The sequence below is a fragment of the Wolbachia endosymbiont (group B) of Horisme vitalbata genome, assembly GCF_964028625.1.
GTDB lineage: Bacteria > Pseudomonadota > Alphaproteobacteria > Rickettsiales > Anaplasmataceae > Wolbachia.
The window spans coordinates 130,223-147,118 of the sequence record NZ_OZ034797.1; the positions used below are offsets into that span (position 1 = coordinate 130,223).

The following is a 16,896-nucleotide window of genomic DNA, read 5'->3' on the forward strand; positions in this document are numbered from 1 at the left end:
TGACCAGAAAAAACACATTTAATTAAACAACTGTACTCTCTAGAAAGGTGAAAAATTGACCTTATTGTAACTATGAACAAAATAATCATAAAAAAATTTGGTGGGACTTCACTAACTGACTTAAATCGAGTTGCAAACCTGATAAAAAATGATATTGAGAAAGGTTGTAATGTAATCGCTGTTGTATCTGCTGCTGCAGGATTCACTGACCAAATGGCTTTTCAAGCTAGGCAAATTTCAAATTTAAATTGTAGACAAGAGTTATCAGAGTATGATGTTCTCCTTTCAGCAGGAGAACAGATCTCTTGCGCATTATTAGCTATCACTCTTCAATCTATCGGAGTTAATGCTAAATCATGGCTCGCCTGGCAGTTACCAATTGTAACGGATAATTTTTATTCTGAGTCTAAAATAAAAAAGATAAAAATTGACCATGTAAAAAGATCTTTTGCTGAGGGTTATACTGCTGCAATCATTGCTGGTTTTCAGGGTATACACGATGATAGAATCACTACTTTTGGTAGAGGAGGATCTGATATCTCAGCAATTGCCTTTGCTGTAGTCTTTGGTATTAGGACTTGTGAAATTTTTACTGATATTGATGGAATATATACAGCAGACCCAAAAATTGTTCCAAGGGCACGCAAGCTTAAATCTATCTCTTACAATGAAATATTGGAGATGTCGTCATCTGGTGCTAAAATATTGCATAATCGTTCAGTACAACTTGCAATGAAGCATAATATTAAGGTGCAGGTGTTATCCACTTTTGAGGAAGTAGAAGGCACTACAGTACTACACGAAAAAGATGTACTGGAAAGATACTTAATTACTGGAATAACTTATAGCACTCACGAAGCTCTTGTAACTTTTACTAACTTTGCAAATACTCTGGATACTTTAAGAGATATAGCAGGAGCAAACGTTAAAGTTGACATGATACATGGGTCAAGCTTTTTGATTTCTAAATTTGATGTTGATTTAATGAAAAAGTTATTGAACAAAAATGAAAATTATGTCGTAAACAATAATATAGCTAAAATTTCAATAATTGGTATTGGTGTTATGTCTAACACTGAAGTGATGTACCGCACACTCAAGGTTTTAAGCGAAAAAAAGATAGAAATACTTGCTGTCACAATGTCCGAAATCAAGATCAGTATAGTTGTTCAAAAAAAACACGCTGAGGCTTTAATTAGAGATTTACATACCGAATATGAGCTTGATGTATGACAGCACGCTTGAAATTTATTTACTTGATAATTCAAAAAACTTGAAAGAGCAAAGATAGTTATTGAAATTATCTTGATTTACATCGGTTATCCAAGTTTGACATTGAATGCTTAACACCTCCTCCATTAACACCTTTCTGTAATCTTTATCCAGATGCGACATTATATCGTCAAGCAGAAGAAGAGGTGCTTTATTGTAGTAAATACACCTTGCTTTTACACTGGATAAGATGATAGAAAGCAGTAATAGCTTTTGCTCTCCAGTAGAACAAAGATTTATTGGCATGTCCCCTTTTTGGCAAAAAACCCGAAAATTATCATTATGTACAGAAAAGGTTACTCTACCAGTTAATGAGTCTTTTTCTCTGTTTTCCTTTAGACGATTCTGAAAATATTCTGCAGTATCGTTCAAAGTTAGCTGACTGCTAAATTTCAAACTTGCCTTTGGAAAAAACTCACAAGAATGGTTATCAATTGTGCCCTGTAGTATTTTTAAAACAGACAAACGCATACGTAAAATATCAACTGCATTGGTAGCCATGACATTTTCAAGGCTAGAGAGCCAATTTCCGTCTAAAATATTCTCTCTAAGCAGTTTACTTCGCTCATGTTTAGCTTTCCTGTATTTCATATAGCAATAAGTGTAATTTTCTTCAAACAGTGAGACGATACGGTCTAAAAATTTTAATCTGTCGCTCGGAGAATTAAGAAGAATATAGTCCATTTGTGGAATGAGCCATATTACATTGGATATTCTATACAGAGATGAATAACTTGATTGTGTTTTTCCATCAATTTGTATTAATTTCTTATTAAGATTCTTTCCTATACCAATTGAGTTAAGCTCTGCTCCATTGAAAAAATCATAATACACTACCCAACTTTCATTACTGCGCCTATTTTGCATCTCATTGATTTTTGCTTTTTTCATTCCGTTGCTTTTAGCAAGCAATGAGATTGCTTCAAGTATATTAGTTTTTCCAATACCATTTTTGCCAGTTACTACAACTGGTCTATCATCTAAATCCAGTTCAAAGTTTGAATGACTACGAAAGTTATATAATTTCAGTTTTTTTATATAGCAATGGGTAGTCATTCTTTAATTTATATTCTCCTTACTTCTTCTAGAACCTCATCAACATGTCCACTAACTTTTACGTTTTTCCAGATCTTCACTACTTTACCTTTTTTATCTATTAAAAAAGTAGTGCGCTCTATTCCCATATACTTTTTGCCAAACATGCTTTTTTCTACCCAAACACCATATTTTTCCAACATTTCAGCATTTTCATCAGAAACTAAAGAAAATGGCAAAGAATATTTTGCTTTGAAGTTAGCGTGGCACTTAACGCTATCTTTTGATACACCAATTATCACTGTGTCAAGAGAAGAGAAATTTTCTATTTTGTCTCTAAAGCCTTTTGCCTCCATTGTACAGCCCGGAGTATCGTCTTTAGGATAAAAATAAAGGACTACATTTTTTTTATCAAAAAATTCACTCAGCGATAAAATTTCGCCAGAATCTGTTGGCAAACTAAAATCAGGTGCATTATTTCCTACTGTTAATTCCATACTTTGCTCCATTATTAACACTTTTATGGTACTATAGTATATTGTAATAGGAAGGGAGGATAAATGAAAGTAGCTTTTCAAATGGATGAAAATATAAATTTTGAAACTGATACTACATTTGCATTAATAAAAGAAGCGCAGAGGAGAAAGCACGAAATTTTTGTCTATGTTCCTAATAATCTAGCACTCAAGTTAAATCAGTCAATTGCTCTTGCTCAGAAAGTCAGCGTTGATGATTTTGGTTTTACTTCTAAAGAAGATGTAACTATAGATTTGAATGAAATGGATATCATACTTATCAGGCAGGACCCACCTTTTGATATGCGGTACATTACAACAACCTATATCTTAGAAAAGACTACTGCGTTAGTAATAAATAATCCAACAGAAATAAGAAACTGTCCTGAAAAATTAATTACTTCACTATTTCCAGAGCTAATTCCTCCAACTTTGATCACTGAAAATATATCGATGATTAGAAATTTTTGTCACGACTATCAGGATATCATCTTGAAACCACTATATAGCTATGGAGGAAATGACGTAATAAGGATACAGGACAAAAATAGTATTCAAGTAGTAGCAGAGCTCATGGTTGCAAAATATGAATGTCCTGTAATTGCACAAGCATTTTGCAAGAATATAGACAGAGACAAGAGGATACTATTGCTAGATGGTAAACCAATAGGAGCAATGAAGCGAGTTCCAAAAGCTAGCGGAGAAATTAGAACAAATATGCGGCTTGGAGCAAGTTTTGAATCTATTGAAATGAATGATAGAGACACTGAAATATGTAATAAAATTGGTCCTGAGCTAAAGAAAAGAGGGCTAATATTTGTTGGTATTGATATTATAGATGACTTCCTGCTCGAAATTAATACTACCTCACCTACGGGAGTAGTTTATATCAATAAGTTGTATAGTAAATCACTAGAAAAAGAACTATGGGATGCATTTGAAAAAAAAGCAATTCGTCAACTAAGTTCTTGAGCTATTGCCTTAATAAATTCAGTAACTCCATTCCTTATTCTTGTTTTCTTAGTATTATTAGCCATATCACGCAATTTTTGACAATTTTGCAATAAATCAACTAGCAACTCTCCTAGATTCTTTTTCGCGTTACTATTTTGCTCAACTATTACAGCTGCTCCCGAATCTTCAATATGTTTTGCATTATAAAATTGATGGTTATCTTTTGAGTGAGGATAAGGAATATATACAGCAGGACGCTCAGCAAGAGTAATCTCTGCTATTGAAGTTGCCCCCGCTCTGCTAATTACCAAATGAGCATTGGCCAGTTTATTTTCCATATCATCGAAAAACTCACTTAACTCACAATCAATTCCTTCATTTTTGTATAGACTCTTGACCTTGTTTATATTTTTCTTCGTACATTGCTGCGTTACTCTAATCCTCTCTTTTACTTCAACAGGTAGATCACAAATTACGCTGCTCACTACATCATCAAAAAAATTTGCACCCTGACTGCCTGCTATTATTAACACGTTTAAAACTGTTTCAGCTCTAGAATAGCCTTGTGCTTCTATATCGACAAAATTTCCTGTAAAAACGCATTTACTACCTTCTGCATACTTAGTCTCTGGAAAGCTAGTTGCAATTAATTTTGCACTCTTGAAAAAGAATCTATTTACTCTCCCTAAAACTATATTTTGTTCATGTAAAATTATAGGTATAGAAAAAATCTTTGCTGCAAAAAGAGTTGGAAAAGAGGCGTAGCTACCAAAACCAATGATTAGCTTTGGTTTTAATTTTCTTGTTTGATACAGTGCTAATACACAACTATACATTAACAAAAAGAGAAACTTCAATTTGTTGCCACTTGGCTTGCACAATGGTAAAATATAACTTTCTATATTGATGGTTTTTTGATCAGTGAATAATATACAATTGTGCCCTTGTACCTTTAGTGCTTTTGCTAAGGTTATAGCTGGAAAAACATGCCCACCTGTACCGCCTGTTGCTAGAATAATAGTCATCTGTAAGTAGTAATTTGATAATAGATTGTTAATTATTTTTTAATACTTTGCATGTAAAATTTTATCAAGCTTTATGATAGTTGAGTTAAAAATGCCTAAAAGTAGTGACAGTAAAAAAGAATCTAACGTAAAAAATAAGCCTCAAGAGCAAAGCAGAAGCGGAGGTTTATTAAAAAACATAATAAAAGCTCTTTTTAACTCAGTTGTTGATCTACCTCAGCAAGAACAACTCAATAAAAATATTGATAGACAACAAGGTTTAGACAGTAAAAGAAAAAGCCCAGAGGATCTTAATCAGGAAAAAAAGCTTGAAGTGAAAGAAGCAGCTGAAGGGTTAAAAGAAAAGTTAGAAAAATCTGATATTGGTAATCAATCTATTAGAATTGAATCGCCTAATCAGGATAATTGTAGCTCTAAAACAATGGATCGTTAGCTTAACTATTTAACGATTCATCATCTGCAGCAAGTACTGATTCGTGTATAATTTCCGAAATAGTTGGATGAGGAAAAATCGTAGATTTTATGTCGCAGTCTGTTCCCTCTAGTTGCTTTGCAAGAGCGAAATTGCTAATTAACTCTGTTACTTCCGCTCCTATCATGTGAGCTCCAAGAAGTTCGCCTGTTTTTTTGTCTATAATTGTTTTCACTAAACCTTCAGTTTCACTTAGTGCAATAGATTTACCATTAAAGTTGGAGTGAAATTTTCCTACTTTTATATCGTATCCACTTTTTATTGCCTGTTCCTCAGTAAGGCCAACGCTTGCTACTTGCGGATGAGAGTAAGTGCAATTTGGTATGCACTCTTTTTTTAACTTATGAGCATTTTTACCGGCAATTTTCTCAACACAGATTACAGCTTCATGACTTGCTTTATGCGCTAAACATGGGGGACCAGCTACATCACCTATTGCATACACACTTGATTCACTTGTTTCATACCACTCATTCGTTTCAATGAAACCAGAAGGACTCAACTTAATTTTTGTATTTTCTAAACCTATATTTTCAGTGTTTGCTTGCACGCCAACTGCAACAATCACCCTATCAAATTCTTTGCTCTCACCACTACTTAGTAACACTTGAGCAAAGTCTTTATTTTTAGTCAAAGCTTTTACGCTACTGTTTGTATATATTTTTATCCTTTGTTTTGTGAATATTTCTTGTGCTAAATTTGAAATATCTTTATCTTCCAGCGGCAAAATAGTGTCTTTTACTTCTATAATTGTTACATCAACTCCCAAAGTACTATAAAAACTTGCAAACTCTATTCCTATCGCACCAGAACCTATGATTAGTAGAGATTTTGGTAACTTCTTTGGAGTCATAGCGTGCTGCGCATTCCATATTAAATCTCCATCTACTTCGATTCCAGGAAGATTTCTTGCCCTTACACCTGTTGCTAAAATGATATGCTTGGAAGAAATTTCCTCCTCCTTTTTGTCATTAAGAATTTTTATAGTACGATTACCTGCAAGTTTACCGAAGCCTTGATGGACTTTGATGTTATTTTTTTTCATCAAATACCCAACACCACTTGATAGCTTGCCAACAACGTTCCTTGAATATTTCACCATTGATTGTATATCAAAACTTGCATCCTTTACTTTTATGCCAAATTCTTCTGATCTTCTTATTAATCTATAAATTTCAGATGCTCTAAGTAGCGATTTTGTTGGTATACATCCCCAATTTAAGCATATACCACCCAAATTTTCCTCCTTTTCAACAATTGCAGTTTTAAGTCCAAGCTGCGCCGCTCTAATTGCTGCTATATAACCACCAGGACCGCTGCCTATAACTGTAATATCATACTCATTCATCAGTTTTCTTCGTATGCAAAAGACTATATATAACAGATGGAACCCGTATGATCAATGCTCAGGTGCATAGAAGCGGCTTGACAAACCTTCCCACTTTTCTTCTTATATCAATAAGAGTATTTATCCTTGTTTTTAATCTCTGCAGATTTAACAACAAAATTCAGTAAAAAACTCAGATATTTATTGGCAAATTACATAAAATTATAGCGGCTGCATGTTTTTTAAATTTTTTCTACTTCAGCCAAAACACGCTTGTTAGCACATTATCAATTTACATTATTAAAACTCACTACTGGGGGATTCTTTTGCCTTTTTTCTATTTGGTAAATTTCTTAATATTTGTAGCTAAAATTTCAGGATGTCATTCCAGCACTTCTTATTACCTGTTCTGGATCCCAGTATCTGGGCACTGGGATGACAAAAACATAAGATGACACCGAAGGGGCTACTCGCATCTTTTTAGCCCAAATCACAATGTTCGTACAGCTGTGACTAGTATGATACCTTCCTTATACAAAAAATTTTTTGATAAAAAAACTGGATTTCAATACTGAGATTACATCCTTTCTAGTGGAGATTGCTCTCAAATCACAATGTTCATACAAATATACTTTATGAATTGCGTTTATAATCTCTAAACACTTCATTAATAGTGTGCCAAGCTTCGACAGCGTTCGTGTTTGTGGTAATATCAGCAAGAGCCTTCCATAAAGCCCAGGCACGGCCACGAGTCCAAGTGCTAGCATCCAACGGAAGCATTGCACGGAAGATTTTTCGGCTTTCTCCTCTAAGCAGCGTCCAAGCAATCATTAGATCGCAAGCGGGATCGCCGATCCCCAATCCTCCAAAATCAATGACGGCACTCAATTTTCCTTCTTGCACCAATAGGTTGCCAGCGCTAACGTCACCATGGACCCACACTGGCAAACCTTTCCAAGCGCTTGCTAGCGCTGCTTCCCAGAGCTCGATTGCAGCATTGGCATCTATTCTATCTTTTAGAACGGCAATTGCTTGCTTTGTCTCAGCATTATAGGTTGTTAGTACCCCTCCACGATAGAAATTATGTGGTCCGGGAAGAGGCCCATCTGTAGTATCTATGCGTTGTAAAGCAGCGAGAAATTGAGCAAGGCTGGTTGCAAAGTCATTCAGATCTGCTATGTGCACAGATGCAGCGGTGTTGCCATCAATCCATTGGTAAATAGACCATTGCCACGGGTAACCCTCACACGACTCTCCCATTGCCAAAGGCTTTGGAATTGAAAGTGGCAGTAAAGGTGCCAACCTGGGTAACCACTTTTGTTCCTTTTCCACCTGCATTGCATACTTTGCAGCGCTTGGCATACGCACAAGCATGTGATCACCCAGACGAAATGTTCTATTGTCCCATCCACCGGGCACGATTTGGCAGATAGATAGATCTTTAAATTGCGGAAACTGGGTGACAACTAAGCGGTGTACAAATGCAGCATCTACTCTTGCTACTTTTTGCACCAATTGTGCCTTAAATTTCTTTCTTTACAATATATCCTACCTGATACAAACAGGGCTACTATAAGATAAATAAGATTCCATGTTGCTAACGAAACACCAAAAATATAATGAGGTCTGTCACAAGACGGAGAGTAGTTAGGGTTTAATAGATTATTTCTTAGCTCTTCTATGCTAACGTTACCACTTGCTTGCTCTGTACAGCCTAAAACATCATGAAATAAGTGGAGTTCAAGACCTACATGATAAAAAGATATTATTGCACCAATGAGATAGCTGCAAAACATCGCATAGATTAGGATTTTGTTGTCTTTGAACATATACGCAACTGCAAGTAGCCCTGTAACATAGTAAACTACTCGCTCGTATATGCATAACTTGCATGGTAGCATATTGAAGAAATACTCTAGCACATATGCAAAAATCAGAGCAGCGGCACTTGACAGCAAAAAGATTATAGAACTGTTATTTACATCTGACATAGTTAATGAATTACTACAATATCTGTGAAGAGTCAACTCTTGTTTGACAACGTTTCATGTAACGATAGAACACTAAGTACTATGTTACCACTTTTACACCCTATACATATGCTCGCCGTTGTATATTGGTTCAGTAATCAGCCCTTTCATATCAGTTGCAACTCTAGTATCACTATCTATTTTTGCAATCTCTTCTTTAGTATACAATTCATCCTTGTTTTTCGTCCAGCTATTGTCATATTGAATATCAACTTCTCCTCCATTGGTTTTAAACCCAAATGTTTCTTGCATAAGCAATCTTGCTTCTTCCAAACGTCTATTGTAACGTTTGTTAGAATCTTGATAGCTAGATATAAGAAGAAGAACGTCATTAGAAAGAGTGAAATATACTATCTCTTCCATAATTTTGTAAATCTCATGTTCTGATAACTTAAACAAAGGATAATCTTTTTGAAACTTATTCTTTACTTCATTGTAAATTTCCATAATTTTTACTCTACCAGCATCGCTTAGAGCAATGATAGCATTTTCAATACTTGCTATACCATCATAGTCATAACCTTTTCTGTCATTTTCAGCAACCAAAAAGCCATGCACAGCCTGAATCTCACCAACTTTCTTATCTTCTTTAGGTAAGATATCAAAATCAAAATAGATCATAGGAGACTTCAGTGCTAACAACATAAATATACGCATACTGTCTATCTCAACACCAAAAGATAATCTTTTACTTTCTGGAATAGAGTATAGATCTTTGAAATATTGAGATACATTGTATAAAGGACATTTAGATAGTTCTGTTTTCTTATTTGGTTGTAAGTGAAAGCTGAATTCATACTCTCCTAAATCCAGCTCATTAAAATCTATAAGTTCTATATTTTTGTTTGGGTTAAATTTTCTGTTTGATATTTTATTCTCCAACTCTTTACGTTGCGTAGGAGTAAAACCAGATCCATTTATTACTAACTTCACTACACGCGTATCTTCTCTTTTTGCCCATTCGCTCAATCTCTCCAAATATTTTTCTGGAATCAGGTATCCATATTGCCTTGGAAGCCACTGAAATACTAAAGGTGTATCAACCGTGAAAGTATGTGGAGATCCAGGCCTTAAATCTTGTCCTTTATAATTCATAGCAAAAGTACTAAACAAGTTAATACTTTACTATATAATATTAATTTATCAACTACTTATTTAAGTAATATTATTTACTTATTAAGAATATTAATAAGATAAAAAACTATATTATTAATAAAACAAGATTACCTACTTTACATAGGGATTCTTATTCTTTTTCAAAAGCAATCTGACTGGTACGCCTTCAACAAAGAAGTTTTTTCTAAGACCATTAGTCAAATAACGTTTATAACTCTCATCAACACTTTCCGGGACGTTGCATACCAAAGAAAAAGCTGGAGGTTTGGTGCCAATTTGAGCAATATACTTCATTTTAATCTCTCTACCTTTTATAAGTGGGTGAGAATGTTTTTCCACAGCATCTATTAGCCAATTATTCAGTTTTGCAGTGCTGATCTTCTTGTTTAAGGATTCACTCACTTCAAGACACTTATCTATCACATCACCACAGCGCATACCTTTCAATGCAGAAATTGTTACAGTTGGCACTTCCAAAAATAACCGAGTCACTTCCTGTTGTTTGACAAATTTTATTAACTTACTTCTGTCATCCTTACCTATTAAATCCCACTTATTTAAAACAATGATAATTCCCTTCCCCCCTTTAATTGCAGCTTCAGCAATTGATAAATCCTGCTGCTCAACGCCAAGCAAGGAATCTAGCATTAAAATCACTACATGAGAGCGCTTTATTGACTCTATACTTTTTTCAACAAATCTTGATTCTAAGTTATCAACAACATTTGCCTTTCTGCGGATTCCCGCAGTATCGATGAGAGTGATTAATTTCCCATTATGGTCGTATGAAATATCCACAGAGTCACGCGTGGTACCAGGTTTTGAGCTTACTATTAGTCTATTTTCTGCAAGTAAACTGTTTAAAAAAGTTGATTTTCCAACGTTTGGGCGACCGATGATTGCAATCCTCAGTCTAATGGACTCACTTTCAGGCAGCTCAGTTTTTTTGTTAAAATCTTCAATAACACCAGCTAATACATCATAAAGATCAATCATACCAAGATTATGTTCGGCTGAGATATACACCGGACCTATGAAGTTGAAGAACTGCAAATAATCAACATTTTCCGATTTATGACTTTCGCATTTGTTTGCTATTAGTATTACAGGTTTGTTCGTTTTTCTCTTCAGCCACTTTGCAAACTCTTTGTTCTGCTCGTTTTGCACTTTTGCATCAACAAGAAAAAAAATTACATCTGCGCTTAATAAAGAAAACTCTATTTGTTCAATAACTTGTAGTGAAAAACTGGTTTGGTCATTCCATCCTCCTGTATCTATAACTTTAAACTCTAAATCACTAATTCTTCCAATTCCTTCACGCCTATCTCTCGTTACTCCTGGAATGTCACTAACTACCGCTGCTTTTCTTCTTACTAGCCTATTAAATAGAGTTGACTTGCCTGCATTTGGAAGGCCTATTATGACTATTTTCAGCATAGTTTAAGAGCGTATTTTATACATAGTAAATTATAATCAAAATTTTTTAGTTTAACTATTGACTTGATAGATTATATACCTATCCTAAAATTAGCATATTTTATCTTAAGTTTATTATGTAAAATTGGAGGCGCTATGCATAATGCAAATGAAACTTTAATAATGAATTTCGATCAAGTTGCTCAATTAACTCCTAAAATTTATAAATTAGGGACACCTTATAACAACAGGACACGTATATATAACTATATAACTTTAGCTAAAGCATTGGAGAATCTCAATGATCCATCCTGGTCACATGAAAATAAGGAGCTTTTTTTGAGTGACAATGATGAAGAAACTAAGAAATTTCTGAGTGTAATTCGAAAAGGAATTGCTGAATATACAGGTAATGATTCTATAGATGTGAGGTTGAGAGGAAAAGAAGATAAATCATTTACTGCATGGGTATCGTTAAAAGAAGGCAGAGGTGAGTTAAAATTTGATAACTCATTTCCTGGTAAAGCCTTAAAGGATAGTAATCCAAAAATTGGAGCTTTTACATTTGTATCTCCAGAAGATAAAAGGTTGGTGCGTGTTTCACAAAGTGATGATGGTGTAAGGCTTTATCAAATACTAAATGAGTCTTGTATAATTAAATTTAACTGGAAAGTGGGTGATAGAGATTGCAGTATTGCTTTAAATATTAGTGAAAATGGTAACGTATTTTGTACTGATTTAAGTGATAATATAAGTCCTGAGGACTTCGAGGAAAACAAAGCTGTAAAAATAAAAATTGGCTATTATGAGAATAAGAAGATGGATAAATATAATGACATGACTCTAGCAAAATTGGTCTCATTGGCTTCAAACTTACAAGGAATTGAAAGAGAAGTTATAACAATTAATCCATCAACAGGTGTAACAAGTGCAAGTGCACAGAATGTTAGTGAGTCTCAGCATTCTCAAAATATTAAATAGAAATTGCTAGCGCATTAATTATCGTACACATACACCGTTGCATGCAGCAACGGTGTATGTGTATAATCAATAGGATTTGTAAGCTCAATAAAGTTTACAACCAATTTGAAAGTTATTTTACTACATGCAAGACTCTGAAATACTAGAAACTCTAAAGATCAAAACATTAGAAGCCGAAAAAGGAGGAGGTCCTGATAGAGTTAACAAGCAACATGAAAAAGGAAAGCTAACCGCTAGAGAAAGGCTGAGTATATTGCTCGATGAAAATTCATTTCAAGAGTATGATAAGTTTGTGAAGCATCACGCAACTGATTTTGGCATGCAAAATGCTGATTTTTTAGGTGATGGAGTTGTAATTGGCCATGGTACTATTTATGGCAGAAAAGTTTTTGTTTATTCTCAGGATTTCACTGTCTTTGGTGGATCACTTGGTGCATCACATGCAAAAAAAATATGCAAAATTATGGATATGGCAATTAATGCCAGAATTCCAATTATCGGACTAAACGATTCTGGTGGAGCCAGAATCCAAGAAGGAGTAAATTCCCTTGCTGGTTACGGAGAAATTTTTCAAAGGAATGTAAATGCATCAGGCGTTATACCACAAATCTCTCTAATCATGGGCCCATGTGCTGGCGGTGCAGTTTACTCTCCAGCGCTAACCGATTTTATTTTCATGGTAAAAAATAGCTCATACATGTTTATAACCGGACCAGATGTAGTGAAAAAAGTTACATACGAGAACGTAAGCCACGAAGATCTCGGTGGAGCAAAAATTCATACGAGCAAAACAGGAGTAGCAGATTTTGCATTCAATAATGAAGTTGAAATGCTACTAGAAATGCGAAAATTCTTCACCTTTTTGCCAGCAAATAATCAAGAGTTGCCAAAAACTGTACCAATCTGCGACTTAATTGATGATGTTGATGAATCTTTGAACACTCTAGTTCCTAGTAATCCTAATACTCCTTATGATATGTATGAACTCATTGAAAAGGTGTGTGATGAAAGGAAATTTTTTGAACTAAAACCCGATTTTGCTCGTAACATCATAATTGGCTTTGGCAGAATTGGAGGAAATACTATTGGTGTTGTTGCAAATCAACCTATGCACCTTGCAGGATGCTTGGATATTGACTCTTCAAGAAAAGCTGCAAGGTTTGTAAGATTTTGTGACGCATTTAACATTCCCATCATCACACTTATTGATGTTCCAGGGTTTTTACCTGGCACGAATCAAGAATACAATAATATAATACAACACGGAGCGAAACTGCTTTACGCTTACGCTGAAGCGACCGTGCCGAAAATTAGCCTTATCACTAGAAAAGCGTATGGTGGTGCATATATTGTTATGAACTCAAAGCATTTAAAAGGTGATATAAATTATGCTTGGCCAACCGCTGAGATAGCTGTAATGGGCCCTGAAAGTGCAGTTGAAATTATATTTAGGCATGAAAAAGAACAGCAAACGTTAATCAAAGAATATAAAGAGAAATTTGCTAATCCATTTTTTGCTGCATCACATGGATACATTGATGACATTATAGTGCCAAGTAAAACAAGGCATCACTTTCACAAAGCATTAGAGCTACTTAAAAACAAGAAAGTAGAAAGAATATGGAAGAAGCATGATAATCTTCCTTTGTAACTTTCCTCTCAGTCTTTATTGTAAGGTCTACAGTGCCGTTACACCAAGTTGGATTACCAATAACGCTAACTTTTGGGTTCCTTTTTTCTATAATATATTCTTATAGCTAAAAAATTACTTCCGCACATTTTAAATCTGATTATAACTACAATTAGAGATACTTTTAGAGCTCAAAAATTTATCTTTGTCTGCAGACTTTTTTTATTAAACTCATAAAAAAATGTAGCGTATCCTCTTCAGCGTATGTGGGTGCATACACACATACTTAATTTCTGTCGTATGTGCACTGCATTTTTTTCTAATCTTTTTTTCATAGGGGGATTTTATGTTCAGAATTCCAGATACTTGACCTTTACTTTAGCTAATAAAAACCAACTGGTACCTGCGGTTTTTATAGCCTCAAAATTTCAATCAAAATTCAACTATCATTCAAAGAAACTTATAGTTATTCTTAGTGTTATTACTGTAGTAACAGCGCTATGATGATAAGAATATGGAATCCTTTATAACTTTCTTCTCAGTCTTTATTATAAGGTGTTCAATAATATGGGAAGAGTAAAGTTTTAAAGAGATAATTAAAATTATCCTTATCACCTACTTAGCAATAAATTATATTTGCTTAATCGTAATTACTTACACTTCTTCAATGTCCTGTTTTATTTATGGCAAACATTAAGCTTAAAAATGTACACAGTCTATTAAATTATATTGTTTGTTTTTTCCTTATATACATTCAGTATATGCATTCTGCTATTGCTTTAGATAACTCTTCATCACATTTAAAAAACTTACCTGATTTTTTACCTTTTAGAAAACCTTTTGATAATATAGAAAAAATTATTAGAACTGACGATTTTAGAAGTTTTGATCTTGATAAAAGAAATAAGCTTTATACCAATGCTCATAATAGTATCAGTCTTGTAAATATTATTAATAAAATTATCTTAGCTCAAGATAACTTATTCATACTAGAAAGTAAGCCGTATAATATAGTATAGCTCTTCTCATAATAGTCAGAATAAAAAAGCAGAATCAACAGCTTGACGGAAAGACTTAAAAATAGGGATATTTTTTCTAGCTCTGTTCTTTATAGCAAACCACTGATGCTCAATTTTGTTAAAGTCTGGAGAATATGGAGGAAGATAAAGAATTTCAGCACCAACTCCTTTAGCAAGATTATCTATTTTTTTAGATTTATGAAAAGTAGCGTTATCAAGAATTACAGTTTGGCCAGACCTTAAAATTGGAGTTAAAAACTGCTCAAACCAAGCCTCGAAAACATCCTTATTGCAATATCCTTCAAAGGTCAATGGAGCAATGATTTTCTCTTTATTTAGAGCTGCAATCATACTGACCCGCTGAGCTTTTTTACCTGATTTTAGTGAATGAAACCTCTCTCCTTTTCTGCAGTATCCGTATGGGTAGTCTTCTGTATTATCTATTCCAGATTCGTCAATATATACAAGATTTTCATGACGTTTTGTTGCTATAACCTTTGAAAAGTGAGCTCGCTTCTCTTCATTTCTTTCTTTATATCCGTAGGTCTTTTTTTCTTGTAAATCCAATATTTTTAAGTGCACGGTGAATCGTTTGTCTACTGATATTGCCCCAGAGTTTAGCCATCTCTGACTGAGTTTTGCCACCATGGTTTTTTGCAAATTTGGTAAAAACATTCCAGTCAGTAATTTTATGGTTATATCCTACGCTTCCAGGCTTTTTTGACTGAAAATCTCCCGTTTCCTTACGTCTTTTCTGCCACTCATATAGAGTTGTTTTTCCAATTTTAAATCTCTCGGCAACATTTGCTCTACTTTCTCCTTCATCCAATGCTTCCATTGCTTTTTTCCTTAAGTCGTAACTATACGCTGCTGGCATACAAACCCCACTACCATAAATCCATATCTTAACTTGTTTGGATTATTATGAGAAGAGCTATACTTGTTGATAATCCCAATCTTAGTAGAACTACAGGTGCTGCAGGAAAGGACTATGTAATTATTGAGGGAAGCTTAAAAAAAAATATCAAAGATTATACTAGAGTGATATCACATGAATTAATTCACAGATATATAGGACATATAATAGAGCAAGACAGCGATAAGAAAAATGAAATAAAATATAAGTGGTTTTTTGAAGGATTTACGGAATTTTATGGAGTGAAAACCTTACTTGACACGAAACTTATTGATAAAGATGAGTACTTAAAAATAATTAATATTAGTTTAAAAGAGTATTTTAATTCTTTAATACCTAATATTGATTTCGAAAAAATAAATCAAAAACATTTACTTGATCAAAGCATAAGTATGCTAAGAACCTGTCTTGAAAGGAGTTAATTGGCTAATTTAGTAAGCATAGAAGTAATCATATTAAATAAGATATTGTTTTTTGAAGTAAGAGGAGAATGTTCGTAATCCTTGCTCATGCGTCTAAAATTGGAAAGCCAGGCAAAGGTTCGTTCTACAATCCAACGTTTAGGAATAACTTGAAATCCTGTATCAACCAATTTCTTGGTAATCGTTAGCAAACATCCAGTTTCCAACAAACATCGATTTTGTAATTTACCTTTATACCCTTGATCAGCAAAAAACCTACGTAATGTTGGAGCTTTGCATTTAGCTTGAACAAAAAGATTGGTAGCACCATCACGGTCCTGAATGCTTGCGCTGTGTACTTCTGCAGTAATTACAAGACCTAGTGTATCTACAATAATATGACGTTTTCTACCCTTTATTTTTTTACCGGCATCATATCCTCTTGATCCCCTTTTTGAGTCGTTTTCACTGATTGACTGTCAATTATACCTACTGAAGGTGTTTCATTTTTGCCAACCATTTTTCTTACCTCTTTTACTAGCATGTCATGTATTTTTTTCAATTTTCCATTATTACGCCACCTGAGAAAATAGTCATACACCGTTTTCCATGGAGGAAAATCTTTTGGTAGCATTCTCCACTGGCAACCACCCCTCATTATGTACCTTATTGCATTAATAATTGTTCTTATGTTATGTTTTCTTGGTCGTCCTATCGCTCCTTGTGCAACATAGGGCTCTAAAATTTCCCATTCCTTGTCACTTATATCACTTGGATACAACTTACC

General features: G+C 34.2%; 17 protein-coding genes. 7 read left to right on the forward strand and 10 right to left on the reverse strand.

The genetic code is table 11. From position 1 onward, the window contains the following. The first annotated feature begins 72 nt into the window (after positions 1-72). Positions 73-1,233 (forward strand): aspartate kinase, encoded by a 1,161-nt coding sequence (locus ABWU56_RS00710; protein WP_264686885.1) that lies wholly within the window; start codon positions 73-75, stop codon positions 1,231-1,233. A 15-nt stretch (positions 1,234-1,248) separates the two neighbouring features. On the opposite strand, the gene recF is transcribed toward ABWU56_RS00710, so the two are convergent. Together recF and bcp are read right to left on the reverse strand one after the other, a co-directional pair. Beyond that, positions 1,249-2,328 (reverse strand): DNA replication/repair protein RecF, encoded by a 1,080-nt coding sequence (gene recF, locus ABWU56_RS00715; protein ID WP_353281597.1) that lies wholly within the window; start codon positions 2,326-2,328, stop codon positions 1,249-1,251. A gap of 8 nt (positions 2,329-2,336) precedes the next feature. Beyond that, on the reverse strand, positions 2,337-2,804 hold the full coding sequence (gene bcp / locus ABWU56_RS00720) for a thioredoxin-dependent thiol peroxidase (protein WP_010403789.1): 468 nt from the start codon (positions 2,802-2,804) through the stop codon (positions 2,337-2,339). A gap of 63 nt (positions 2,805-2,867) precedes the next feature. On the opposite strand from bcp, the gene gshB reads away from it, so the two are divergent. Further along, positions 2,868-3,794, forward strand: a complete 927-nt coding sequence (gshB, locus tag ABWU56_RS00725; RefSeq protein ID WP_353281598.1) for a glutathione synthase — start codon at positions 2,868-2,870, stop codon at positions 3,792-3,794. On the opposite strand, the gene ABWU56_RS00730 is transcribed toward gshB, so the two are convergent. Continuing rightward, on the reverse strand, positions 3,779-4,801 hold the full coding sequence (locus ABWU56_RS00730) for a UDP-N-acetylglucosamine--N-acetylmuramyl-(pentapeptide) pyrophosphoryl-undecaprenol N-acetylglucosamine transferase (protein WP_353281599.1): 1,023 nt from the start codon (positions 4,799-4,801) through the stop codon (positions 3,779-3,781). The genes gshB and ABWU56_RS00730 overlap by 16 nt on opposite strands. A 73-nt stretch (positions 4,802-4,874) precedes the next feature. On the opposite strand from ABWU56_RS00730, the gene ABWU56_RS00735 reads away from it, so the two are divergent. Then, positions 4,875-5,234, forward strand: a complete 360-nt coding sequence (locus ABWU56_RS00735; protein ID WP_214303140.1) for a hypothetical protein — start codon at positions 4,875-4,877, stop codon at positions 5,232-5,234. 1 nt (position 5,235) lies between these two features. On the opposite strand, the gene lpdA is transcribed toward ABWU56_RS00735, so the two are convergent. The 5 genes from lpdA to der all read right to left on the reverse strand — a co-directional run bounded on the left by lpdA (position 5,236) and on the right by der (position 11,183). Then, complete coding sequence (gene lpdA / locus ABWU56_RS00740; protein WP_353281600.1) at positions 5,236-6,621, reverse strand: dihydrolipoyl dehydrogenase; 1,386 nt, start codon at positions 6,619-6,621, stop codon at positions 5,236-5,238. Between the two features lie 612 nt (positions 6,622-7,233). Continuing rightward, positions 7,234-8,112, reverse strand: a complete 879-nt coding sequence (locus tag ABWU56_RS00745; RefSeq protein ID WP_264376007.1) for an aminoglycoside phosphotransferase family protein — start codon at positions 8,110-8,112, stop codon at positions 7,234-7,236. Next, positions 8,100-8,591 (reverse strand): disulfide bond formation protein B, encoded by a 492-nt coding sequence (locus ABWU56_RS00750; protein ID WP_264376006.1) that lies wholly within the window; start codon positions 8,589-8,591, stop codon positions 8,100-8,102. Before ABWU56_RS00750 ends, ABWU56_RS00745 begins: the two co-directional genes overlap by 13 nt. A gap of 93 nt (positions 8,592-8,684) precedes the next feature. Further along, positions 8,685-9,725 carry a hypothetical protein gene (locus tag ABWU56_RS00755; protein ID WP_264730083.1) on the reverse strand — a complete coding sequence of 347 codons (1,041 nt, stop codon included), beginning with the start codon at positions 9,723-9,725 and terminating at the stop codon, positions 8,685-8,687. Positions 9,726-9,857: 132 nt separating this feature from the next. Next, the gene (der, locus tag ABWU56_RS00760) at positions 9,858-11,183 is read right to left on the reverse strand and encodes a ribosome biogenesis GTPase Der (RefSeq protein WP_264376004.1); all 1,326 of its coding nucleotides are present in this window, start codon (positions 11,181-11,183) and stop codon (positions 9,858-9,860) included. 135 nt (positions 11,184-11,318) lie between these two features. Between der and ABWU56_RS00765 the strand changes: the two genes are divergently transcribed. The 3 genes from ABWU56_RS00765 to ABWU56_RS00775 all read left to right on the forward strand — a co-directional run bounded on the left by ABWU56_RS00765 (position 11,319) and on the right by ABWU56_RS00775 (position 14,792). Beyond that, on the forward strand, positions 11,319-12,143 hold the full coding sequence (locus tag ABWU56_RS00765; RefSeq protein ID WP_353281601.1) for a hypothetical protein: 825 nt from the start codon (positions 11,319-11,321) through the stop codon (positions 12,141-12,143). Between the two features lie 124 nt (positions 12,144-12,267). Continuing rightward, positions 12,268-13,794, forward strand: coding sequence for an acyl-CoA carboxylase subunit beta (locus tag ABWU56_RS00770; protein WP_010403701.1), 1,527 nt, complete (start codon positions 12,268-12,270; stop codon positions 13,792-13,794). Between the two features lie 740 nt (positions 13,795-14,534). After that, complete coding sequence (locus tag ABWU56_RS00775) at positions 14,535-14,792, forward strand: hypothetical protein (RefSeq protein ID WP_264682518.1); 258 nt, start codon at positions 14,535-14,537, stop codon at positions 14,790-14,792. A gap of 15 nt (positions 14,793-14,807) precedes the next feature. Here the strand turns inward: ABWU56_RS00775 and ABWU56_RS00780 are convergent. Further along, positions 14,808-15,669, reverse strand: a protein-coding gene (locus ABWU56_RS00780; RefSeq protein ID WP_265028085.1) for an IS630 family transposase whose coding sequence is annotated in 2 segments (ribosomal slippage) — positions 14,808-15,345 and positions 15,344-15,669 — 864 coding nt in all. Because the reading frame shifts where the segments join, the coding sequence is not laid out codon by codon here. A 47-nt stretch (positions 15,670-15,716) separates the two neighbouring features. Between ABWU56_RS00780 and ABWU56_RS00785 the strand changes: the two genes are divergently transcribed. Beyond that, positions 15,717-16,130: a hypothetical protein gene (locus tag ABWU56_RS00785; RefSeq protein WP_353281602.1), complete on the forward strand. Its 414-nt coding sequence runs from the start codon at positions 15,717-15,719 to the stop codon at positions 16,128-16,130. Here ABWU56_RS00785 and ABWU56_RS00790 read toward each other — a convergent pair. Then, positions 16,127-16,890, reverse strand: a protein-coding gene (locus ABWU56_RS00790; RefSeq protein WP_353281091.1) for an IS5 family transposase whose coding sequence is annotated in 2 segments (ribosomal slippage) — positions 16,127-16,536 and positions 16,536-16,890 — 765 coding nt in all. Because the reading frame shifts where the segments join, the coding sequence is not laid out codon by codon here. The genes ABWU56_RS00785 and ABWU56_RS00790 overlap by 4 nt on opposite strands. Positions 16,891-16,896: the final 6 nt, after the last annotated feature.